The following is a 21,567-nucleotide window of genomic DNA, read 5'->3' on the forward strand; positions in this document are numbered from 1 at the left end:
GGCATCACATGGCGGACATGTTCTCGAAATCCGAAGCCTACGAGAGCCTCATGGGCCGCTGGAGCGACCGGCTTGCGCCCGTGTTCATGGAATTCGCGGGGGTCCGCGACGGGGGGCGGGTGCTCGATGTGGGGTGCGGCACCGGGGCGCTCTGCCGCGCGGTGCTGGACGCCGCCCCCCTCTCGGAGGTCGTGGGCGTCGACCCGTCGGAGCCCTTCATCGCCTACGCCCGCGAGCGGTGCGCCGACCCGCGCGCCGCCTTCGACGTCGGCGACGCGCTGAACCTTCCCTACCCCGACGCGTCCTTCGATCAGACACTGTCCCTGCTCGTGTTCCAGTTTATTCCTGAGGGAGAACAAGCGGCAGAAGAGATGCACCGGGTGACGCGACCGGGCGGCACGGTGGCGGCCTGCACCTGGGACGGCGAGGGAGGATTTGAATTGACGAGTGCTTTTTGGGACGAGGCGGGCAAGCTGGACCCCGCCCTGAAGAAGAGAGGCGATTCCCGTCTCTTCCGCAGGGGTCAGTTCTCTAGGTTGTGGGATGCGGCGGGCCTTCAGGACGTGGAGGAGACGGGCCTCGGGATTCAAATGGACTTCGCCTCCTTTGACGATTACTGGCTCCCTTTCCTTCAAGGCGCTACCCCAATGGGCGCTTACGTGAAGGCCCTGGTTCCCGAGGGCCGGGAGGCGCTCCGCGAAGCGCTCTGGAAACGGTTTCTGCCGGGCGGGGAAGATGGCCCATTCGCGCTCGGGGGGCGGGCCTGGGCGGCGCGGGGCAAGGTCCCCGGTTGAGACGGGTGCCATGAAATTCAACCCCGGCATCCACCGCCGCCGGTCGGTGCGTTTGAAGGGGTGGGATTACGCCTCGCGCGGGGCGTATTTCGTGACGGTGTGCGCCCACGGGCGGGAATGTGCGTTCGGGGAGGTGAGGAGCGGGCGGGTGGCCTTGAACGAGGCGGGGCGGGTGGTGGAGTCCGCCTGGAACGACCTGCCCCGGCATTACCCGCGCGCGGGATTGGATGCGTTCGTCGTGATGCCGAATCACGTGCACGGGATTTTGGTTATCGGCAAGGGTTCGTACGTAGGGGCGGATTTCAAATCCGCTCCTACAGACATGAAGCCGATGCGCCGTCATCCGTTGTCCGAAATCGTGCGGGCCTTCAAGGCATTTTCCACCCGCCGTATCAACCTCCTCCGTCAGACGCCGGGCCATCCTCTCTGGCAACGGAACTATTACGAGCACATCATCCGCGGCGAGGACGAATTGAACCCCGCGCGGGAATACGTCCTGCACAATCCCCTGAAATGGGCGGAGGACGAGAATTACCCTGGGAATGTGAAGAGGAACAAACAGGTTGGTACGTAGGGGCGGGTTTGAAACCCGCCCCTACAGACATTGGCGCTCAACCCCCTTTGTTCCTCTTTCCTACCCCGCCCCCATGAGCGCCGCCTTTCTCGCCCTCGGCACCCTGCGCCAGTAGCGGCACGAGTCCTGGAGGGGGCAGCCGGCGCACAGGCGCGCGTCGCGGCGGCTGGGGCAGCGGCCCAGGATGCCCAGGCGCGAGAGGGCAAAGTCGTAGCGCACCGGATCGGCCGGGTCGAGGAGGCGGAGCGAGGCCGTCACTTCTTCCGCCATGAGGCGGCCCGGGGTGCGGCGGTCGGTGAGGCCCAGCAGGCGCCCGATGCGTGCGAGGTGGGTGTCGAGGGGGATGAGGAGCTGGTCCGGCCGGGGGCCCTTCCAGAGCCCGAGGTCCAGGCCGTCGGCGGGGCGCACCATCCAGCGGAGAAACAGGTGGAGCCGCTTGCAGGCGCTCGGGCCCTCGGGGTCGGGGAGGAGGCAGGCGGTCTCGCGGAGAACGTGCTTCGGCAGGGAGGCCCCCAGGGCGAGGAGGCTCCGGCGGAAGGCGGCGAGGGCGCCCAGGAGGTCCGGGGCGGCGGGGTCGTAGCCTTGCATGAAGAGGACCCCCAGCGAGCCCGCCTCGCGCAGCGCCGCCCCCGTGAGATGCGCGAGGGCGGCGAGGGAGGCTTCTCCCGCCCAGCGGTGGCGGAGGCCCCGGAAGAGACCGGCGTCGCGGCCGTAGTCGAAGGCGTGCAGCGCCCCGGCGGGATGCTCTCCCAGCCGGCCCAGGATGCGGGCGAGGCTCCCCCGGATGGCGGCCGCCTTCCCGAAGGCGAGGGAGGCGGCGAAGAAGGCGGCCACCTCGCGGTCCGCGTCATCCGGGTAGGGGTGGACGAGCCCCAGGGGGTCCGAGTCCAGGAAGGCGGGGCCGTAGGCCCGCATGAGGCCGCCCAGCCTGGCCCGGAGGAAGGGGACGTGGCGGGGCGCGAGCATCAGGGGGTTCTCCGGGGCGGGGGCGCATTGCGATATGCCCCGCGTCTTTGGCCTTTCCCCCTCCCGCCGGGAGGGGGCAGGGGGAGGGAAAACCACCGGCGGATTTTCCCCCACCCCGGCCCTCCCCCGGAGGGGGAGGGAGGTTCAGTCACCATCCCTCCGGAGGTGGAGGCGGCACGGCGGGGCGCGAGCATCAGAAGGCCCCCCGGGAATCGAGGAGGAGGGTGACGGGGCCGTCGTTCACCAGCTCGACCTCCATCAGGGCGCCGAACCGGCCCGAGGCGGTGGGGGCGCCGAGGCGGGCGGCCTCCTCGATGAAGCGCTCGTAGAGGCGCTCGGCCAGCGGGGCCGGGGCGGCCGAGGCGAAGGAGGGCCGCCGGCCCTTGCGGCAGTCTCCCAGGAGGGTGAACTGGCTGACCACCAGCATGGCGCCCCCGGATTCGAGCAGGGAGAGGTTCAGCTTGCCCTCTTCGTCCGGGAAGATGCGCAGGTTCACGCTCTTCCCGGCCAGGGCGCGGGCGTCTTCCTCCCCATCCTCCTGGCCCACCCCGAGCAGGACGAGGAGGCCCGGGCCGATTTCCCCGACGGTTTCTCCTTCCACCCGGACCCGGCACCGCCCGACCCGCTGCACCACCGCGCGCATCATCCGCCTTTCCGGCCCGCGGAACTTGGCCGTCCCGACACCAGGTCCAAATATATCAAAGGTTTGAAGCCCCGGTCCCCGCGCGGCCGCCGCCAGGGGCCCGCGTGGGCATATTGTGGTCGCCGCAAAAATGATCTAGAATTACTTTGATTATTTGAGGTGTTCCCTTTCCCAGAGGGGAACCGGCCCTCCGCGCTGGTCCCGGGCATTGCCGAAGGTGAGGCGGTGGAAGAAGACAAACTGCTGACGAAAAAGGCGTTCACCACGTTCGAGGTGGCCCACATCTGCGACGTCACCCCGGTCACCATCCAGAACTGGATCGACAAGGGGTGGCTCGTCGCCTACCGGACGGCCGGGGGCCACCGCCGGGTGCGCCGGGAGGACCTCATCTCCTTCCTCGAGTCGCGGAACATGCCCCACCGGCTGACCGGGCGCGGGGGCGGGCCCCCCAAGGTCCTCCTGATCGGGGGGGAGGAGGAGGCGAGCAGCCTCATCCGCGATGTCCTGCGGGGGGAGGACGCCTCCTGCGAGATCCACGTGGCCCAGGACGCCTTCCAGGCCGGGCTCCTCTACGCGGGCGAGCGGCCCGACGTGGTGATCCTCGACGTGGCGCTCCCGGGAGCGGACGGGGCCGAGATGTGCCGCCGCATCCGGCAGGGCCACGCCGCGGGCGGCGCCTCGATCATCGCCCTCCTGGGCACCGGCGAAACCGAGCTCCGCAACCGCCTCCTCCAGCTCGGCGTGACCCACTTCGTCCAGAAGCCCATCGACACCGTGGCGCTCAAGGAGCTGGTGCACGAGGTGGTGCGGGCGCGCCGTCCGCCGGGGGCTTAGCCGTGGAAATCAAACATGCGGTTTAGGCACACGGCGCTCAACCGCCAAAGGGCACGCCGCCGCTCTCCCTCTCCCGGAGGGAGAGGGTTTCATCACCCGGCTGAGAGGCTCCTCTCTGCGCGGGAATCGGGTCAACTGAACCACATACGGGAAATTCCCACCTAGCCCTTCTCCCCCGGCTTCTCCCCGCCCTCGCCGCGCCGGCGCTCGCGCAGGTACTTCTCCAGCTCCCGGGCCAGGTCCTCGCCCGACGGGAGATCGCCCGGCTCCTCCTCGTCCCCGCTCCGCAGCCTTAGCTGCTCGACGTAGTCCCGCACCGCCTGGTTCGAGGCGAGGGCCTGGTCCACCTTCTCCTCGAACTCCCGCGTCCCCGCCACCAGGCCCGACACGTCGAAGGCGATGGAGAGGAAGTCCGACATCCGCTCGATCAGGGCCAGCGCCGCCTTGGGGTTGGGCGAGACGTTCACGTAGTGCGGGGTGTTCGCCCAGACGCTGACGGCGGGCAGGTTCTCGTCCTTGAACAGGCTGTTCAGGATGCCGACGATTCCGGTCGGGCCCTCGTAGCGGGAGGGCCGCAGCCCCAGCCGCTCGCGCAGCTCCGGGTTGGTCGAGGAGCCCGTGATGCGCACGCTGGCGCCGTGGTACACGTCCGCCAGGAGCGCCCCCAGCGTCACCACGATGCGCACGTTCAGGCGGCGCGCCATGTCGAGGACGAGGCCGGAGAAGCGCTTCCACTGCAGGTGCGGCTCCACCCCCAGGAAGACCACCAGGTCGTGGTCGAGGTTGGGGGTGCGGCAGGCGTAGAAGGCGTTCGAGGGCCAGGTGATCTTGCGCATCCCCCGCTCGTCCAGGGTGACGAGGGGGCGCATGTCCTGGAAGTTGTAGAAGATATCCGACTCGATGTGGGCGAAGCGCCGCCCCCCGACCTCCTGGGCGATGAAGCTCGCCGCCGTGGTCGCGGCGCTGCTGGCGTCGTTCCAGCCGGCGAAGGCCATCAGGAGGGTGGGGCTCCGCAGGGGCGGGACTTCCTCGATGTGCAGGTGGTCCATGGCGCCTGTCCTCGGGAAAAAGCGGGCTCGCGCCGCAGCGCAGGGATCGCATATTGTACCGTCCCGCCCGGGGGAGGTTCAAGGAAAGGATCGGGGAGAATAATTCACCGCCATTCATCTTCTCATTCTTCGTCTCGGTCCGTAGGGGCGAGGCATGCCTCGCCCCTACGTATTGAGATGGCGGATTCCGCAGGCTGCCTTCCGGAGCGGCCCCGTTTGATGAAGCCGCCCGGATGGGCTATATAGACGCCGTTCCCGTCCAGAGCGGCGCCGGCCCGGGCCGCTCCCTCCGTCCCACGGGGCCTCCGGCCTTTCGCCCCCGGCCCCCTCGCCCGGTGGTTCCCAAGCGATGCCGGACGATCACTTTCGCGGCAAGGTGGCCCTCGTCACGGGCGGCTCGCGGGGCATCGGGGCGGCCGTGGCCCGGCGCCTCGCGCGCGCCGGCGCCGATCTCGTCATCAACCACCGGGAGGCCAGGGGCCGCTCGGCGGAGCTGGCGGCCGGGGTGTGCCGGGAGGCCGGGGAGCTGGGCGTGCGCGCCGTGGCGGCCCCCGCCGACATCTCGGATAAGAACGCCGTCCTCTCGATGGTCGCGCGCGCCGGGCGGGAGTTCGGCCGGCTCGACGTGCTGGTGCTGAACGCGGCGCGCGCCCCCTTCAAGCCCTGGGAGAAGCTCCTCGAGCGCGACCTGCGCCAGCTCGTCGAGACGAACTTCCTGGGCAACGTCTTCTGCATGCAGGCGGCGCTCCCGCTCCTCGCCCGGCAAGGGGGCTCGGTCGTGTTCGTGTCGAGCCTGGGGAGCCGCTTCTACAATCCCGACTATCCCCTGGGCGCCATGAAGGCCGCGATGGAGGCGGCGGTGCGCCACTGGGCGGAGAGCTTTGGGGAGAAGGGGATCTCCGTCTGCGCGGTGTGCGCCGGGCTGGTGAAGACGGACTCCTTCAAGACTCTGCGGATGATCCAGCCCGAGCTGGAGAGCCTCCCGGAGCGGCTCTTCGTCACCCCCGAGGAGGTGGCTGAGGTGGTCTGGTTCCTGGCCGGGCCCATGGGCGCCGTCTTCCGGGGGCAGACCCTGGTGGCCGACCGGGGGATGAGCAACCGCCTCCTGCGCCCGCCCGAGGGGGGATGAGAGAAGGGGAATCTTTGGCGGGGCCGGTTCGTTGTAGTCGCCCTTACGGACCCAAGAAGGCCTCCGGAGGCGCGTTCCGCCCCCCTCTCCCTCCGGGAGAGGGGATGGGGGTGAGGGAAGGAACGGCGGCTTCTCCCTCACCCGGGCATCCAAGCGGCAAGCCGCTTGGATGCCCCACCCTCTCCCAAGGGGAGAGGGAAAAAGCCGGCATTCCCAAGCGGGCGCCGTGTTCGGATTGCGCGGCTGCCGGCGGCATCCTTCCCCCCGGTTGCGTTCCGGGGAAGGCCCCGGTTTAATACGGCGGCTGGCTCGGACAGGCCTGAAGCGGCGGCGAAGGCGGGAGCCTTCCGGAATCAAGAAGTTGAGGAGCGTCCATGGCACAGAATTTGATCGGCGAAGAGCGGATTCTCGAGGAAGTGAAGGAAGCCATCGCCCACACCACGGGGGTGGAGAAGGCGGCCATCACGCCGGACAGCTCCCTGGTGCAGGACCTGGGCGTCCTCTCCCTCGACTTCCTGGACGTGAACTTCCGGCTGGAGCAGGTCTTCGGGATCAAGATGGCCCGCAACTTCGTCCTCGAGCACGCCGAGGAGCTCTTCGGCGAGGGGACGGTCATCAACCCGGACAACGAGGTGACGGAGAAGGGCGTCGAGATCCTCAAGCTCCGCGTGGGCGAGAAGGCGGAGGGCCTCGAGCCCGGCACCCCGGTGGACGAGCTCCCGGCCCTCGTCACCCCCCGCACCCTGACCAAGGCCATCCGCGACATCCTCGACTGCCTGCCCGAGAAGAGCCCCGCCGGGGCGGACTGGACGGTCAAGGACGGCACCCGCATCGTCTGCTCGAAGACGGGGACGCCCGCCGCCCTGCCGAGCGGGGACGAGATCGTCCAGCGCTGGCTCAAGTCCCTCCAGGAAGAGAAGCAGCTCTTCTAGCCCCGCCGCCGCGCCCGGGAGATGCAGATGCCGAGGAAGCGCGTGGTGGTGACGGGCTACGGCGCGGTCACTCCGCTCGGGCCCGACGTGGCCTCCACCTTCGCCGCCGCGCGCGAGGGCCGCTCCGGCATCCGCCCGCTGCGGAACTTCGACCCCGCCCGCCTGCCCTGCCAGATCGGAGGCGAGGTCGAGGACGCCTGGCTCGACGGGCGGCCGGACCCCTCCCGCCGGCTCGACAAGTTCTCCACCCGGGGCGTCAGGATGATGCGCCTCGCGGCGGCCGAGGCCGCAGCCGCGGCCCGCCTGGGCGAGATCGGGGACCGCTCCCGGATCGGCGTGACGCTCGGCTCCCACGGCGAGCACCCGGGCGTGGGGGATCTGATGCGGATCTTCCCCCACTGGCGGCCCGCGAGCGGGAAGGCCTGGGACGGCGCCTGGGACTACGAGAGCCTCGCCGGGGCGGGGGGCTACGACTTCCTCGCCTTCTACCGCCGCAAGGTGGACGTGGCGACCTCCGTCCTCGCGGTCTCCCTCGACTGCCAGGGGCCCACGGCCTCCATCTGCTCGGCCTGCGCGGCGGGCGCCCAGGCGGCGGGGGAGGCGGTGCGGCTCATCCGGGACGGCAAGGCCGACGCCATGGTGGCGGGCGGCTGCGAGTCGGCGCTCTCCTTCGTGGGCTTCGTGGGCTTCGTCCTCCTGACCGCCCTGGTCGAGAAGTACGAGAGCCCCGAGAAGGCCTCGCGCCCCTTCGACCGCAAGCGCAACGGCTTCGTCATGAGCGAGGGGGCGGGGGCACTCGTGCTCGAGGAGCTGGATCACGCCCGGGCCCGGCGGGCGCCCATCCTGGGCGAGGTGCTGGGCTACGGCGACTCCGCCGACGCCTTCCGCATCACCGACATGCACCCGAAGGGCATGGGGGCCGTGCTCGCCATGCGCCGCGCGCTCGCCGACGCGGGAGTCGAGCCCGCCCGGATCGAGTACATCAACGCCCACGGCACCTCCACCCCCAAGAACGACTTGACCGAGACCCTGGCCATCAAGGAAGTCTTCGGCGAGCACGCCCGGCGCGTCCCGATCAGCTCGAACAAGTCCATGCTCGGGCACACCATCGGCGCGGCGGGGGCCATCGAGGCCATCCTCACGCTGGAGGGGATGCGCCGCTCGGAGATCCTCCCCACCATCAACTACGAGAACCGCGACCCCAAGTGCGACCTCGACTACGTGCCGAACGAGACCCGCCCCGCCGCCCACCGCCTCGCCCTCTCCAACAGCTTCGGCTTCGGCGGCCAGAACGCCTGCCTCTGCCTGGGCCGCTTCGAGGACGGCTGAGCGGGATGCCGACCCCCCTGGCCGTCACCGGCGCGGGTGCCGTCAGCGCCGCCGGGCGCGGGCTGGACGCCCTGTGGAAGGCCCTGATGGAGGGCCGCGCCTTCCCCGTCCTGGATCTGGACCCCCAGCTCGCGGGCTTCGCCCCCATCGCCACGGCGCGCGCCCCCCGCCTCGATCCGGCCGCCCTCGGGGCGGACCTCCGCGCGGCCCGGCTCATGGGCCGCCACACCCACATGCTCCTGGCCTGCGCCGCTGACGCCCTCGCCGGGGCGGAGCGCGCCGGCGGGTCCCTCCGGGGCGCCGAGACGGGCTTCTTCGCGGCGCTGGACTCGGTGGATCCCGCGGAGGGAGACCTCGAGCCCGCCGCCCTCGCCTCGCTGGAGGAGGGGGGCTTCAGCCCCGCGCGCTTCTTCGCCCAGGGCCAAGCGGCCATCCATCCGCTCTGGCCGCTGGCCATGCTCAACAACATCGCCCACTGCCAGGCGGCCATCCAGCTCGGGCTGAAGGGGGAGAACGCCACCTTCGCCCCCGGACCCGAGGCGGGCGTCCAGGCGGTCGCGGAGGCCGCCTGCGCCGTGCGCGAGGGCCGGGCGCGGGCCGCCCTCGCGGCCGGGGTGAGCACGGTGGTTTCGGCCCGGGCCGTGGCCCGCCACCGGGAGCGGGGCCTCCTCCCCCCCGGCGCGGGGCTCGGGGCGGGCCGCCCCTTCGCGGGGGGGCCGGGCGCCCTCCTCGGGGAGGGCGCGGCGGGGTTGATTCTGGAATTGCCGGACCGAGGCGGGGACAGGCCCGCCCTCGGGTATCTGGCCGGCTGGGGCAGCGCCCGCGCGATTGAGAACCGGGTGAGCTTGCCCGGGGCCATCCGGGCGGCGGCCGGGGCGGCGCTGGCCTCGGCGGGGATCGGGCCCGGGGAGATAGGCCTCGTGATCCCGGACGGCGCGGGAGAGGCCCGGGCCGAGGCGGCGGAGGCAGAGGCGCTCTCGGGCCTTTTCGGGGGCCGCCGCCCCCTCGCCCTTGCCACCAAGGGCGCGTTGGGCCACCTTCTGGGGGGCGCCCCGGCGGTGGACTTCCTGCTCGCGCTGCGCTGCCTCAGGGAGGGGCGGGTGCCCCCCAGCCCCCGGCGCGGGAGCCTCGCGGACGGGGTGCTGCGCTTTCCCGGAACGCCCGAGCGGGCCGAGGGCCTGGGCCATGCCCTGGTCCTGGGCCTGGGGCGGGACGGCGCCTGCGGGGCGCTGGTCGCGGCGGGGGGGGTAGACCCGCCTTTTCGGGCGAGGAATGTTTGTAGGGGCGAGGCATGCCTCGCCCCTACGGACGAATGGTCGGCGGATTTTTCGTAGGGGCGTTCGATGCGCTTCCTCTTCTTCGACCGGGTGCTGGAGGCCGAGCGCGGGAAGCGCATCCGCGCCGTGAAGACCTTCCCCCTCTCCGAGCCTTTCCTGAACGGCCACTTCACGCGGGCGCCGCGCGTGCCCGCCGCCCTTCTTCTCGAGACCATGTGCCAGGCGGCGGGCTGGTTCGTCCTCTACTCCTACGGCTTCGAGGTCTCGTGCGTCATCTCGCTCGCCGAGAACGTGCGGCTCACGCCCGATCTCCGCCCGGGCGCGGCGGTCGAGGTGGTGGGCGAGATTGTGGACACGAACACGCGCGCCACCCTCGCCCAGGCGCGCATCGAGGAGAATGGCGGGGTGATCGCGAGCGCCGAGCGGCTCATCTTCCCCCATTTCCCCACGGCCAACCCGGGGGAGATGGAGCGGCACTTCCGCGCCTACGGCTGGCTGGAGGGCCTTCCCGCGGGGGAGGTTCGCTGATGGCGCGCCCGGTGGCGGTGACGGGGATGGGGCTCGTGACCCCGCTCGGCGCGGACATCGAAACCGCGTGGAAGCGCGCCCTCGCGGGCGAGTCGGGCGTCCGGTCCATCCGCTCCTTCGACGCCTCGGGCCTCCCGGTCTCCGGGGCGGGGGAGGTTTCCGCGGAGGAGATGGCCGCCCTGCGCGCCCGCCTGCCCGAGGAATTCTCCGGGGAGGGCGAGCGCCGGGTGCTCTTCGCCCTGGACGCGGCCCAGAGCGCCTTCGCCGGGGCGGGCCTGGCGCCTGGGGAGATCGATCCCCTCCGCGCCGGGGTGGTGATGGGCACCGGCCTCGGCACCTACCGCATGGAGGATTTCGCCGCCTGCGCGGCACCCGAAGGGAAAGCGGACTGGCCGCGCTTCGCGCGCGAGGCGGCGCGGGCCCACCCGGGAGGCTACTTCAAGAACCCGCCCGAGCGGGCCACTTCCCTCATCGCCCGCTTCCTGGGGTTGGCGGGGCCCGCCGCGACCCTCACCTCGGCCTGCGCGGCGGCCGCCCAGGCGGTGGGGCTGGGGATGCGGATGATCCGGCGGGGCGAGGCGGACGTGGTGCTCTGCGGCGGGGCGGACTCGATGATCCACCCGCTCGGGATGGCCATCTTCCTCCTCCTGGGCGCGGCCTCGACGGCGGCGGGGCCGCCCGAATCCGTCTGCCGGCCCTTCGACCGGAGGCGCTCGGGCCTCGTGGTGGGGGAGGGGGCGGGGGTGGTGGTGCTCGAATCGGAAGAACACGCCGCCCGCCGGGGGGCCGAGCCCCATGCGCTCCTTTGCGGCTATGGGGCCAGCATGGACGCCTATCAGGTGACGGCCCCCGACCCCCGGGGAGGGGGGGCGGCGCGCGCCATGGCGGGGGCGCTCCGGGACGCGGGGGCAGCCCCCGGGGAGATCGCCTACGTGAACGCCCACGGCACGGGGACCAGGCTCAACGACCCGGCCGAGACCCTGGCCATCAAGGAGGTGTTCGGGGATGCGGCGAAGAGGCTGGCGGTGAGCTCCACCAAGTCCCTCATCGGGCACCTGATCGCGGCCTGCGGCGGGCCCGAGCTCATCTTCACCGTGCTGAGCGTCCAGCGTGGCGTTGTGCATCCGACGCGGAACCTGGAGAATCCCGATCCCAAGTGCGACCTCGACTGCGTCCCCGGGGGCGCGCGCGAGATGCCGGTCGCGGCCGCGATCTCCAACTCGTTCGGCTTCGGCGGGCAGAACGCGGCCCTCGTCGTGAGAAAGGCGGCCTGAATGCGGCTCGACCTGAGCGGGAAGGTGGCCCTGGTCACCGGAGGCGGAAGGGGGATCGGGCGGGCCTGCTGCCTCGCCCTGGCCGAGGCGGGGGCTGCGGTGGCGGTGAACTACAGCCGCTCGGCCGAGGCGGCCCAGGAGGTGAAGGCGGCCATCGAGGCCAAGGGCGGGCGGGCCGTGGCCATCGGCGCGGACGTCTCCTCCCTCGAGGAGACCCAGGCCATGTTCGCCAAGGTGAAGGAGGCCTTCGGCACCCTGGACATCCTGGTGAACAACGCGGGCGTCATCCACGACACCCTGCTCCTCACCATGAAGCCCGATCAGTGGAGCAAGGTGCTCGGCGTGAGCCTGAACGGGGCCTACCACTGCACCCGCCTCGCGGCCGAGATCATGATGCGCAAGCGGGCCGGGAAGGTGATCAGCATCTCCTCGGTGGTGGCCGTCCAGGGCGGGCGCGGGCAGACGAACTACGCCGCGGCCAAGGCCGGACTCGTCGCCTTCACCCGGGCCTGCGCGGCCGAGATGGGGGGCCGGGGCATCCAGTTCAACGCCGTGCTCCCCGGCATGATCGTGACCGGCATGAGCGAGAAGGTGCGCAAGCACGCGGGGGAGCAGATCATGGCCCGCATCCCGGCGGGGCGCTTCGGGGAGCCCGAGGACGTGGCCCGGCTCATCGTCTTCCTGGCCTCGCCCGCCTCGGACTACATCAACGGCCAGGCCATCGCCGTGGACGGCGGGCTGCTCACGGGCTGAGCCCGGGGAGAATGCTTGGAATTTCCCTCCCCCTCCGGGGGAGGGCTTGGGTGGGGGAGTGACTTGCGGCCCGATGATCGTCCCCTCCCCCCTCGGGCCCATGCGGGCCCGACCTCCCGGAGGGAGGGGGAAAAGCAAAGGCGTGAGGCGGCGCACCGGCTGAGTCCCCGGAGATCGACATGCGCATCTATCAGGGCGTGGACCTGGCCGAGGTGGGCCGCGTGAGGGAGGCCTGGGAGCGCACCCAGGGCTTCCGCGAGAGCGTCTTCACCGAGGCCGAGCGCACCTACTGCCTGGCCCAGGCGGACCCCTTTCCGCACCTCGCCGCGCGCTTCGCGGTGAAGGAGGCCTGCCTCAAGGCCTTCGGGGTGGGGCTGGGGGCGCCGGGCGGGCTGGGCGCGCTGGGCCGGCTGCGGGAGGTGGAGGTGGAGTCCTCCCCCTCGGGCAGGCCCCTCCTCCGGCTGCACGGCTCGGTCGAGAAGATGGGTCGGCGCCGCAGGATCACCCAGTCCACCGTCTCCATCAGCCACACGCGCGAGGTGGCGGTGGCGAGCGTGATCCTGGTCGGGGAAGACGTCCCGGACGAAGAGGAAATCTGAGGAGGCTTCGTGCGCTATCTCCTGGTGGACCGCATCACGGAGTGGGAGGCGGGCCGCTTCATGGCCGGGGTGAAGAACGTCACCCTGAGCGAGGACGTCTTCGAGTACCACTTCCCGCGCTTCCCGGTCATGCCGGGCTCCCTCCTGCTCGAGGCGCTGGCCCAGCTCGCCGGCTGGCTCGAGGGCGCGGGCACGGGCTTCGAGGGCTGGCTCCTGCTGGAGCGCATCCGGAGCGTGAAGTACTACGGCTTCGCCCTGCCGGGGGATCAGGTGGCGCTGCGCGTCGAGGCGGCGGGGGAAGAGGACGGGCTGCGCCTCTTCAAGGGCACGGCCCAGGTGGAGGGCCAGCGCCGGGCCGCCGTGGAGTTCGCGGCGCGCCCCGTCCGGCTGGCGGACTACGAGGATCCCGGGGAGCAGCGGGCCCTCTTCCGCGTCCTGCGGCGCGAGGCCCCCATCGCGGAAGCCATGCAGTGAGGGAAGGCCGGGAGGTCTGGATCACCGGGGCGGGCATGGTCAGCCCCCTGGGGGGGAGCCTGGAGGCGTCCTGGCGGGGCGTCCGCGAGGGGCGCACCGGAATCGCGCGCCACCCCCGGCCGGAGGGCTCCTCCTTCCCGGAGCGGTTCCTCTACCGGGGCGAGATCGCAGGCTTCGAGGAGCCCCCCGAGGGGTCCCCCAAGCTCGCCAGCCAGCGGAAGTTCCTGAACCGGAGCTCCATCCTCGGCCTGCACGCCGTGAGGGAGGCGCTGGCCCGATCCGGAGCAGACCCGGCCGCCCTCCCGCCCGAGCGCAAGTCGCTCTACGTCGGCGCCGGGGACTTCACCCGGCTGGGCAGCCTGGAGTTCTATTCCGCCCTGCGGCAAACGGCGGGCCCGGATTGGAAGGCACCCGAGGCCGGCGCCCTGAACGAGGCCGTCCTCCACCAGGTCAACCCCTTCTTCCTCCTCGAGGGGCTCACCAACAACATCTTCAGCTACCTCACCGCGCAGTACGAGATGATGGGCCCGAACGGGAGCTTCTCGAGTCTCTCGGCCACCGGGAGCCAGGCTCTCGAGTGCTGCGAGCGCGTCCTCCGCATGGGGGAGGCCGACCTCGGCATCGCCGTGGGGTGCGGCTCCTGGTCGAACCCGATCATCCTCTTCGAGCTGGAGGGGCTGGGCATCCTCTCCCAGGCGCGCGACGGCGCGGCCTCCTTCCGCCCCTTCGACCGGAGGCGGGACGGTTTCTTCCCGGCGGAGGGAGCCGCCGCCCTGGTGCTCGAGCCGGCGGAGATTGCCCGCGCGCGCGGCGCCAGGCCCCTGGGCCGTATCCTGGGGACGGGGAACTTCCAGGAGCTCTCCCCGGAGCGCAGCCTGGCCGCCCCGCGCGAGGCGGCGGGGAAGGCGTGCCGGGTGGCGCTCGCCGAGAGCGGGCTCGGGGCGGGGGAGATGGCGTTCGTCCTCCCCCACGGGAGCGGGACTCCGGGCGGCGACGCGGCGGAGCTCGCGGCCCTGAAGTCGTTCTTCGAGGCGGAGGGCGCCTCCCTCCCCCTCTCGGGCCTCAAGCCCTACACCGGCCACATGGGGGCCGCGAGCGATCTGGGGGAGATTCTCTTCGGCCTCAAGGCCCTGGAGGAGGGGTCTCTCCCCCCCACCCCCGGCTTCGAGCGGGCGGACCCCGGGCTGGAGGGGCTGGACATCCCTTCGGCCCCGCGCTCCGTGAAGGGCGCCGCCTTCCTCTCCCTGAGCCTGGGGCTGGGCGGCCAGGCCTCGGCCCTCGTCGTCGCCCTCCCGTGAGCGCCGCCCTCTCCCCCGCGCCCAAGAAGCGCCGCCGCAGCAAGGACAAGGGGCCCCTCCGGCAGTGGGCCGAGTTCGCCCTGGCCTTCTCCGCCGTGGGGCTCGTGCGCGCGCTCCCGTACTGGGCCTGCCGCGCCCTCGCGGCGGCTGCCGGGGAGGGCATCTTCTGGCTCGCCCCCCGCCGCAGGCGCGTGGCGCGCCTCAACCTGCGCATCGCCTTCCCCGGGATGCCCGAGGCGGAGCGCACCCGGGTGGCGCGGGCGAGCTGCCGCTCGTTCGTCCTGACGGGGCTGGAGGGGGTGAAGCTCCTCTACCGCTTCGACGCGGCGAAGGCGCGGGAGTACACCCGCCGCAGCGTGGAGGGCGCGGACGCCCTGCTCGCGCGGGTGCGCGCCCTGCACGAGGAGGCGGGCGGCTGCATCTTCGTGGCCCCCCACCTGGGCAACTGGGAGTTCCTCCTCCACGCGGCCGCCCTCGCGGGAATCCCGCTCGTCATCGTGGTGCGGCCGCTCGACAACGCGCGGCTCGAGAAGTACCTCTTCGGGATGCGCGCCGGCTCGGGCCAGGAGATACTCTCCAAGCGCGACGCCTTCTTTCACCTGCGGACGGCCCTGCGCCGGGGCCGGTCGGTGGGCATCCTCGCGGATCAGCACGCGGGCGCGCGGGGGATGGACGCGCCCTTCTTCGGCCGCCCGGCGAGCACCACCACCGCGCCGGCGTCGCTGGCCGTGCATTTCGGCCGGCCCATCGTGCTGGCGGCCTGCCTGCGCCGGGAGGACGGGCGGGGGCACTGGGGCCTCCTGGGGGAGCCCCTATGGCCCGGGCGGGAGGCGGATTCCCTGGCCGAGGTCGCCCGGCTGACGGCCGCCCTCAACGCGCAGATGGAGGACTTCATCCGCCGGGCGCCGGGGCAGTACCTCTGGATGCACGACCGCTGGAAATTGTTGAGAGGTAGATAGGCGGGGCCGGAGGTGATGGTGCCGTAGGGGCGATGCTTGCCTTCCTTCGCCCGCTGAAGCGGGCTTCGCGAAGGCGGGTCATCGCCCCGGCAACGGAATGGGGCGAACACGAGGTTCGCCCCTGCGGATCATCAGGTCGGGGTCGCAGGGGCGGCCGGCCGCCCCTGCGGATGGGCTCCGCGGCGGGCTTTGCGCCTAGGCGGCATTCCTGTCCTTGTTGTTTGTCGGCTCGCCCGCGAGGGCGGGAAGGCGGATGAAGAAAGCGGCCCCTCCGCCGGGGTCGCTTTCGGCCCAGATTTTCCCGCCGTGGCTCTCGATGATCCCGTGGGAGACGGAAAGCCCCAGCCCGGTTCCCTTGTCCTCGGGCTTGGTGGTGAAGAAGGGGTCGAAAATCCTGGCCAGGACATCCGGCGGTATCCCTTTCCCGGTATCCCCCACGCGAATCTCCCACCAGCGGTCTTGATCCTCCGGCACCTCCCTCAAGCCGACCGACAGCCTGCCTCCCCCCGGCATGGCGTCCACGGCGTTCTTGATGATGTTGACGAGCACCTGCTGGAGCTGGTTCCGGTCGCCCTTCACGAGATGATTCTCTCCCCCCAGTTCCACCTCGGCCTGGATGCTCAGGAGGCGGAACTCGTGGCTGAAGGCCTCAAGGGAATCCGCGACCACCTTGTCCAGGTTGACGGGCTCGATGTGCACCGGATTGTCCCGGGAGAAGCGGCGGAGGTTCTCGCAGATGCGGGTGATTCGCGCTACGTTCCGGACGATCACATCCGCCGTTTTGCGGGCGGGGCTCTCGTCGGGGTTCTCCCACTGCATCCGCTGGGCGTGGAGCCCGATGATGTTCGCCGGGTTCAGTATCTCGTGGGCGGCGCCCGCCGCGAGGGTGCCCAAGGAGGAAAGCTTCTCGGCCCGGACGATCATTTCCTGGCTTTTCTGGAGCTTCTCCAGCGCGTCCCTCAGGCGCTTGATATACAGCTGCCGCTCCACCTCCAACCGCTTGCGCGCCGTGATGTCCCGGATCATGACGGTGAAGGTCAATTTGCCGTCCGTCAGGTAACTCGAAAACGAAACCTCGACGGGGAACCCCTTGCCGTCCTCGGAGCGCCCGACCGATTCGATCCGTTCTCCCGTCCCCCGAAGCGCATACTCTTTCGCCAAGGCCTGCGCCGGATCGGCGCCGAAGATCGCCGGCGATTCCTGGGGCAACAGCATGCCGATGGGCCTCCCGGCCGCCGCCGCCTCGGAATAGCCGAACATTTCTTCCGCCGGCTTGTTGAACCGCACGATCCGCAGGCTCTCGTCCAGGGAGATGATCGCGTCCGCCGCGTTGTCGAGGATGCTCTGGACGAACATCCTCGACCGGGTCAAGTCTTCCCAGGCCCGGTTCAGGAGGCGGAGGGGCAGCAGGCGGAACCCGGCATGGATGAGGACGCCGAGCAAGGCGCCGAGCAGCGCGAAAAAGCCGGTTCGCGCGATGATCCCGCGAAGCGACTGGCTGATCTCGATCCGCCCGGCGTCGCGGCCCGACTCGAATATCTTCTCCTTGACCGTCAGGGATGGAGGCGGGACGTCCTCTCCGTGCTGGACGACGAGCCTGTTCGCGGAATCGAACACGCGGCGCGCTCCCTCGGCGTCCCGGCCGATCATGTTTTCGAACATCTCGGTCAGCCGGTAACTCTCGTACCGCCACATCTGGGGGCTGTGGCCGATCCGCTGCGAGAGCATGTAGGCGTCGACCTGGGCTTCTTTTTCCATGGATCCGGACAGGAAGGTGTACGCGGCCAGGAAGTAGACCGAGGGGAAGCTGAGGGCGACCACGGCGGCCGCGATGGCCGCCATCCGGGCTATCCTCCGGAGAGCCTCTTCGTCGCCCGCTTGCCGGATGGTGGACATGGGGCTCCGCTCAATTCGCCCAGTGGCCCGTCTCGCGGAGGATTCCGCGGCCCTGGGGGGACCGGACGAAGTCGATGAACTGCTGGACGGCCGGCGAAGGCTTCTTCGGGCCGAAGGCCAGGAACAGCCGCTTGAAGAAGGGGTAGCTCCCGTTCGCGACGTTCTCGGGCGTGGGAGCGGCGCCGTCCAGCGAAAGCGGCTTCAACGGGCGCTTCTCGGAGAGGATGATGGCCAGCGTGGACGAGCCCATGGCGCCGGGGATCTTCTGGATGGCGTCCGCGTTCTCCTGGTCCGAGGTCCCGATGACCAGGCCCTTGCGCTGGACCGCTTTCTGGATCGCCTGGCGCATGGCGGGAGACATGCCCTCCAGCGCCTCGGTGTCCGAGTCGCCCTTGGGGCGGAGGACCAGGCGGAGAGGGCTGCCGTCGGGCCAGGCGGTCACTTTGCCCGAGTAGATTTCGGCGAGCCGCTGGAGGGTGAAGCCTTGCGGGGCGTCCGCCTTCGCCGTGACGATGACGAAGGGGCTCCGGCCGTATTCCACCCCCGTTATCCCCCCGGCGCGCTCGCGCTCCTTCAGCGGCCGCGAGAGGAGGGCCAGATCGATGGCTCCATCCGTGAGGGCCCGGAGGCCGCCGGTCGTCCCCAGGCTGGGGAAGATGGTGAACTGGACGCCCGGGCGGGTCTTGCCGAACGCCTCCACCAGCCGCCTCATGGTGCCTAAGTTCGTGCCCGACCCCCCCATCTTGACGGTTTCGGCGGGGACGGCCGGGGCGGGGAGGGCCAAGGTCAGGGCGAATACGAGAAGAGGCGCGAATCCCGCCGCGGGTGTCTCTCTCCAGGCGTACATGGACATTCTCCCGAAAGGCCATCCTGCACGTCTTGGGGTATTTTCTCCGCCTGACGGTACATAAGCCGCGCCAAGCGGGCAAGCGCCGGAATTCCGGAGCGCCCCCGCCTGCAAGGGCGGCGGTTCCACCCCCCTCAGCGGACCGCCCCGCGCAGGCTCCCGAGGAAGGGCCGGCCCGTCCCGGCGAGCCTGGCCTCGAGCTTGAGGGTGCAGTCGCAGCCGCCGCAGTGGGGATAGCCCTCGCAGTCCTCGAGGCGCCGGGCGAAGCGGATGTCGATGGCTTCGAAATACTCCCGCCAGTAGGGGAGCTCCTCGGCGAGCTCCTGGCCCGGCCCGAAGGCCTCCCGGCAGTAGCAGACCTCGAGCCAGCGCACCTGGCCTTCTTCCGTCAGCCGGGCCTCCTCCATGCAGCGGAGAAACTCGCCGTGGGCGATGGAGCCCCGCCCCAGGGCGCCCGACTCCACGGCCTTGAGCAGGGCCTCCTCCCGGCCCGGCTTCACCCGGGCCCGCACCAGGTACCGCATCGGCTTCTCCAGGAATGGCGGCCTCTCCCGTGCGGAAAATTCTACCATCGGACGCCGGGGGCCGGAATTCGCCTCTCGGCGCCGTTGTTACCTGGCGGGGGGTAAGGTAGGATGGCCGCTGAACGGCCCGGGAGCGGTTTTTCATTCACTTGGACGCCCGAGAGATGAGCCCTCAACCCCGCGTGGCGATGGTGGCGAGCGAGATGTTCCCCTTCGCCAAGTCCGGCGGCCTGGGGGACGTCCTGGGGGCGCTGCCCGCCGCCCTGGCCCGGCACGGGGCCGAAGTTTCAGTCTTCCTGCCCGCCTACAAGTCCGTCATCCAGCGCGGCGGCTTCACCGCCCCGAACGGGGGCTACCCCGACGCCTTCGGCGGGCCCGATATCCGCTACACCGCCTTCCAGGCCGAGCACGAGGGGGTGCGGGTGTACGCCGTGCGGTGCGGCGACCTCTTCGACCGCGAGGGCTTCTACGGCGACGACCGGGGCGAGTACCCGGACAACGCGCTGCGCTTCTCGCGCTTCTGCCGCGGCGTCCTCTCCATCCTGGGCCAGAGGGAGTCCCCGCCCGACATCCTCCATTGCCACGACTGGCAGTCGGCCCTGGTCCCGGCCCTGCTCAAGACCCGCCTCGGGGGCTCCCCCGCCTGGTCGCGCACCGCCTCGGTGATGACCATCCACAACCTGGGCTACCAGGGCCGCTACGGGAGCGCCGAGTTCCAGCACACCGGCCTGCCGCCCGAGGCCTTCGGCATCGGGGGCGTCGAGTTCTACGGCGACCTGAACCTCCTGAAGGGAGGCATCGTGAGCGCCGAGGTCGTCTCGACGGTGAGCGAGTCCTACGCGCAGGAGATCCAGACCTCCGAGCAGGGGCAGGGCCTCGAGGGCGTCATCGCCTCCCGGGCGGGGGACCTCCTCGGGATCATGAACGGCGTGGACTACACCGTGTGGGACCCCGCGAACGATCCCCACCTGCCCGCGGCATACTCGCGCGAGGACATGGAGGGCAAGGCCGCCTGCCGCCGCGCGCTGCGCGCGGAGCTCGGCCTCAAGGGCGGGAACCACATGCCGCTCTGCGTGATGATCGCCCGGCTGGCTTCCCAGAAGGGGATGGAGCTCCTCCTGGAGACGCTGGAGGACCTCCTCTGGACGGGGCTCGAGGTCGCCGTCCTCGGCACGGGCGAGGTCGTCTACGAGACGGCGCTCCGCCGGGCGGCCGAGCGGCACCACAAGCAGATGGCCTTCCGCGGGCTGTTCAACGAGCGCCTGGCCCACCTCTTCTTCGCGGGGGGCGACCTTCTCCTCATGCCCTCCCGCTACGAGCCCGCCGGGCTGAACCAGCTCTACGCCATGCGGTACGGCACCCTGCCCCTGGTGCGGAAGGTGGGCGGGCTGGCGTCCTCGGTGATCGCCCACAAGGAGATCGACCTCGAGCGGGACACGGGCTTCCAGTTCCAGGAGATGAGCGCGGGCGAGTTCTTCTGGACGGTGGTCCGCGCCTGCCGCGCCTTCGAGGACAAGGGAGCCTGGGGGCGGCTCGTGTGGAACGCGATGACCCAGGATTTCAGCTGGGACCGCGTCGTGCCCCGGTACCTGGAGCTCTACGAGGGCGCCCTGGCCCGGCGGGCGGCGCGGGGGTGACGCCACCTGCCGGAGACGACACGATGCGGATCCCGAATCCCTCCGTCCTCGCCTTCGTCATGGCGGGAGGCAAGGGGAGCCGCCTCCACCCCCTCACGCTGGAGCGCGGGAAGCCCGCCGTCCCCTTCGGCTCCAAGTACCGAATCATCGACTTCGTGCTCAGCAACCTCGTGAACTCGGGCTATCTGGCCATCTACGTGCTGGTGCAGTACAAGGCCCAGTCCCTCATCGACCACCTGCGGCGCTCCTGGAACATCGGGGGCATCGACGAGCACTTCATCGCGGCCGTCCCGCCCCAGCAGCGCGAGGGGGAGTTCTGGTTCAAGGGCACGGCCGACGCCGTCCACCAGAACCGCAACCTGGTGACGGACCACGACCCCGACATCGTGCTCGTCTTCGGGGCGGACCACGTCTACCGCATGGACGTGCGGCAGATGGTCGCCTTCCACCTCGATCGCGGGGCGGACGCCACCATCTCGGCCCTGCCGGTCCCGGTCGGGGAGGCGGGCGGCTTCGGCATCCTCGCCGTGGACGAGGAGAGCCGGGTCGTCGGCTTCGACGAGAAGCCCGCCCGGCCCCAGCCCATCCCCGGCGATCCGGCCCGGGCGCTCGCCTCTATGGGGAACTACGTCTTCAGGGCCGAGGTGCTCATGGAGGCGCTCGCGGGGGACGCCGCGCGCACCGGCGCCCACGACTTCGGCCACACGGTCATCCCGGCCCTCCTCTCCGAGAAGCGCAAGCTCTTCGCCTACGACTTCCTCCGGAACGAGGTCCCGGGCGTAAAGCCCGGCGAGGAGCACGGCTATTGGCGGGACGTGGGGACCATCCAGGCCTACTGGGACGCCCAGATGGATCTCCTGGGGGCCTGCCCGCGCTTCGACCTCTCGAACCCGCAGTGGCCCATCCGCACCGGCCCCTACCCGGGGCCCGGCAGCCAGATGGTCGCGGCCGAGGTGCGGGACTCCCTCATCGGCGAGGGGGTCTGCATCAAGGACGCGCGCGTCCGGCGCTCCATCATCGGCCGGGGGGTGGTGCTGGAGGAGGGGGTCGAGGTCGCCGACTCCATCGTCATGGACCATACCGCCGTGGGCGGCGGCGCCCGGGTCGAGCGGGCCATCGTGGACCGCTTCAACCGGATACCGCCCGGGGCGCAGGTCTCGGCCGCCGGGATCTCCCGCCTTCCCGGCGCCCACCTCGACCCCTCCGGCATCGTCGTCCTCCCCCGCGGCTTCACCTGGGGCGTCTGAGGAA

The 21,567-nt window shown here is 71.1% G+C and carries 22 protein-coding genes; 16 read left to right on the forward strand and 6 right to left on the reverse strand.

Annotation, left to right across the window (positions count from 1 at the left end):
* Positions 1-8: 8 nt before the first annotated feature.
* Both HYZ11_01070 and HYZ11_01075 read left to right on the forward strand, forming a co-directional pair.
* Positions 9-794, forward strand: a complete 786-nt coding sequence (locus HYZ11_01070; GenBank protein ID MBI3126179.1) for a methyltransferase domain-containing protein — start codon at positions 9-11, stop codon at positions 792-794.
* A gap of 10 nt (positions 795-804) precedes the next feature.
* Positions 805-1,368 (forward strand): transposase, encoded by a 564-nt coding sequence (locus HYZ11_01075; protein ID MBI3126180.1) that lies wholly within the window; start codon positions 805-807, stop codon positions 1,366-1,368.
* A 60-nt stretch (positions 1,369-1,428) separates the two neighbouring features.
* On the opposite strand, the gene HYZ11_01080 is transcribed toward HYZ11_01075, so the two are convergent.
* Positions 1,429-2,283 (reverse strand): TIGR02757 family protein, encoded by an 855-nt coding sequence (locus HYZ11_01080; protein MBI3126181.1) that lies wholly within the window; start codon positions 2,281-2,283, stop codon positions 1,429-1,431.
* A gap of 244 nt (positions 2,284-2,527) precedes the next feature.
* Positions 2,528-2,977, reverse strand: coding sequence for a D-tyrosyl-tRNA(Tyr) deacylase (locus tag HYZ11_01085; GenBank protein ID MBI3126182.1), 450 nt, complete (start codon positions 2,975-2,977; stop codon positions 2,528-2,530).
* A 225-nt stretch (positions 2,978-3,202) separates the two neighbouring features.
* Between HYZ11_01085 and HYZ11_01090 the strand changes: the two genes are divergently transcribed.
* On the forward strand, positions 3,203-3,811 hold the full coding sequence (locus HYZ11_01090) for a response regulator (GenBank protein MBI3126183.1): 609 nt from the start codon (positions 3,203-3,205) through the stop codon (positions 3,809-3,811).
* 161 nt (positions 3,812-3,972) lie between these two features.
* On the opposite strand, the gene HYZ11_01095 is transcribed toward HYZ11_01090, so the two are convergent.
* A complete protein-coding gene (locus tag HYZ11_01095) occupies positions 3,973-4,860 on the reverse strand; it encodes a PAC2 family protein (protein ID MBI3126184.1) in 888 nt (295 codons plus the stop codon).
* 349 nt (positions 4,861-5,209) lie between these two features.
* On the opposite strand from HYZ11_01095, the gene HYZ11_01100 reads away from it, so the two are divergent.
* The 11 genes from HYZ11_01100 (at position 5,210) to HYZ11_01150 (ending at position 15,412) form a co-directional block, all read left to right on the forward strand.
* Complete coding sequence (locus HYZ11_01100) at positions 5,210-5,989, forward strand: SDR family oxidoreductase (GenBank protein MBI3126185.1); 780 nt, start codon at positions 5,210-5,212, stop codon at positions 5,987-5,989.
* Between the two features lie 374 nt (positions 5,990-6,363).
* A complete protein-coding gene (locus HYZ11_01105) occupies positions 6,364-6,921 on the forward strand; it encodes a hypothetical protein (protein MBI3126186.1) in 558 nt (185 codons plus the stop codon).
* A 27-nt stretch (positions 6,922-6,948) separates the two neighbouring features.
* Positions 6,949-8,250 carry a beta-ketoacyl-[acyl-carrier-protein] synthase family protein gene (locus HYZ11_01110; protein ID MBI3126187.1) on the forward strand — a complete coding sequence of 434 codons (1,302 nt, stop codon included), beginning with the start codon at positions 6,949-6,951 and terminating at the stop codon, positions 8,248-8,250.
* Between the two features lie 5 nt (positions 8,251-8,255).
* Positions 8,256-9,584, forward strand: a complete 1,329-nt coding sequence (locus HYZ11_01115; protein ID MBI3126188.1) for a hypothetical protein — start codon at positions 8,256-8,258, stop codon at positions 9,582-9,584.
* 9 nt (positions 9,585-9,593) lie between these two features.
* Positions 9,594-10,055 (forward strand): hypothetical protein, encoded by a 462-nt coding sequence (locus tag HYZ11_01120; GenBank protein MBI3126189.1) that lies wholly within the window; start codon positions 9,594-9,596, stop codon positions 10,053-10,055.
* On the forward strand, positions 10,055-11,329 hold the full coding sequence (locus tag HYZ11_01125; GenBank protein MBI3126190.1) for a beta-ketoacyl-[acyl-carrier-protein] synthase family protein: 1,275 nt from the start codon (positions 10,055-10,057) through the stop codon (positions 11,327-11,329). The genes HYZ11_01120 and HYZ11_01125 overlap by 1 nt, the downstream gene beginning before the upstream one ends.
* Positions 11,330-12,082 (forward strand): 3-oxoacyl-ACP reductase FabG, encoded by a 753-nt coding sequence (locus HYZ11_01130; GenBank protein ID MBI3126191.1) that lies wholly within the window; start codon positions 11,330-11,332, stop codon positions 12,080-12,082.
* Between the two features lie 179 nt (positions 12,083-12,261).
* Complete coding sequence (acpS, locus tag HYZ11_01135; protein ID MBI3126192.1) at positions 12,262-12,681, forward strand: holo-ACP synthase; 420 nt, start codon at positions 12,262-12,264, stop codon at positions 12,679-12,681.
* Between the two features lie 9 nt (positions 12,682-12,690).
* A complete protein-coding gene (locus HYZ11_01140; protein MBI3126193.1) occupies positions 12,691-13,155 on the forward strand; it encodes a 3-hydroxyacyl-[acyl-carrier-protein] dehydratase FabZ in 465 nt (154 codons plus the stop codon).
* On the forward strand, positions 13,152-14,453 hold the full coding sequence (locus tag HYZ11_01145; GenBank protein ID MBI3126194.1) for a hypothetical protein: 1,302 nt from the start codon (positions 13,152-13,154) through the stop codon (positions 14,451-14,453). The genes HYZ11_01140 and HYZ11_01145 overlap by 4 nt, the downstream gene beginning before the upstream one ends.
* On the forward strand, positions 14,450-15,412 hold the full coding sequence (locus tag HYZ11_01150; GenBank protein ID MBI3126195.1) for a hypothetical protein: 963 nt from the start codon (positions 14,450-14,452) through the stop codon (positions 15,410-15,412). Before HYZ11_01145 ends, HYZ11_01150 begins: the two co-directional genes overlap by 4 nt.
* A 195-nt stretch (positions 15,413-15,607) precedes the next feature.
* Here the strand turns inward: HYZ11_01150 and HYZ11_01155 are convergent, their stop codons facing one another.
* The 3 genes from HYZ11_01155 to HYZ11_01165 all read right to left on the reverse strand — a co-directional run bounded on the left by HYZ11_01155 (position 15,608) and on the right by HYZ11_01165 (position 18,679).
* Positions 15,608-17,254 (reverse strand): PAS domain S-box protein, encoded by a 1,647-nt coding sequence (locus HYZ11_01155; GenBank protein ID MBI3126196.1) that lies wholly within the window; start codon positions 17,252-17,254, stop codon positions 15,608-15,610.
* A gap of 64 nt (positions 17,255-17,318) precedes the next feature.
* On the reverse strand, positions 17,319-18,155 hold the full coding sequence (locus HYZ11_01160; GenBank protein MBI3126197.1) for a substrate-binding domain-containing protein: 837 nt from the start codon (positions 18,153-18,155) through the stop codon (positions 17,319-17,321).
* A 134-nt stretch (positions 18,156-18,289) separates the two neighbouring features.
* On the reverse strand, positions 18,290-18,679 hold the full coding sequence (locus HYZ11_01165) for a hypothetical protein (GenBank protein MBI3126198.1): 390 nt from the start codon (positions 18,677-18,679) through the stop codon (positions 18,290-18,292).
* A gap of 164 nt (positions 18,680-18,843) precedes the next feature.
* On the opposite strand from HYZ11_01165, the gene glgA reads away from it, so the two are divergent.
* Together glgA and glgC are read left to right on the forward strand one after the other, a co-directional pair.
* On the forward strand, positions 18,844-20,316 hold the full coding sequence (glgA, locus tag HYZ11_01170) for a glycogen synthase GlgA (GenBank protein MBI3126199.1): 1,473 nt from the start codon (positions 18,844-18,846) through the stop codon (positions 20,314-20,316).
* A 23-nt stretch (positions 20,317-20,339) separates the two neighbouring features.
* On the forward strand, positions 20,340-21,563 hold the full coding sequence (gene glgC, locus HYZ11_01175) for a glucose-1-phosphate adenylyltransferase (protein ID MBI3126200.1): 1,224 nt from the start codon (positions 20,340-20,342) through the stop codon (positions 21,561-21,563).
* The last annotated feature ends 4 nt before the right edge of the window (positions 21,564-21,567 follow it).

This window comes from Candidatus Tectomicrobia bacterium (assembly GCA_016192135.1).
GTDB lineage: Bacteria > UBA8248 > UBA8248 > UBA8248 > UBA8248 > 2-12-FULL-69-37.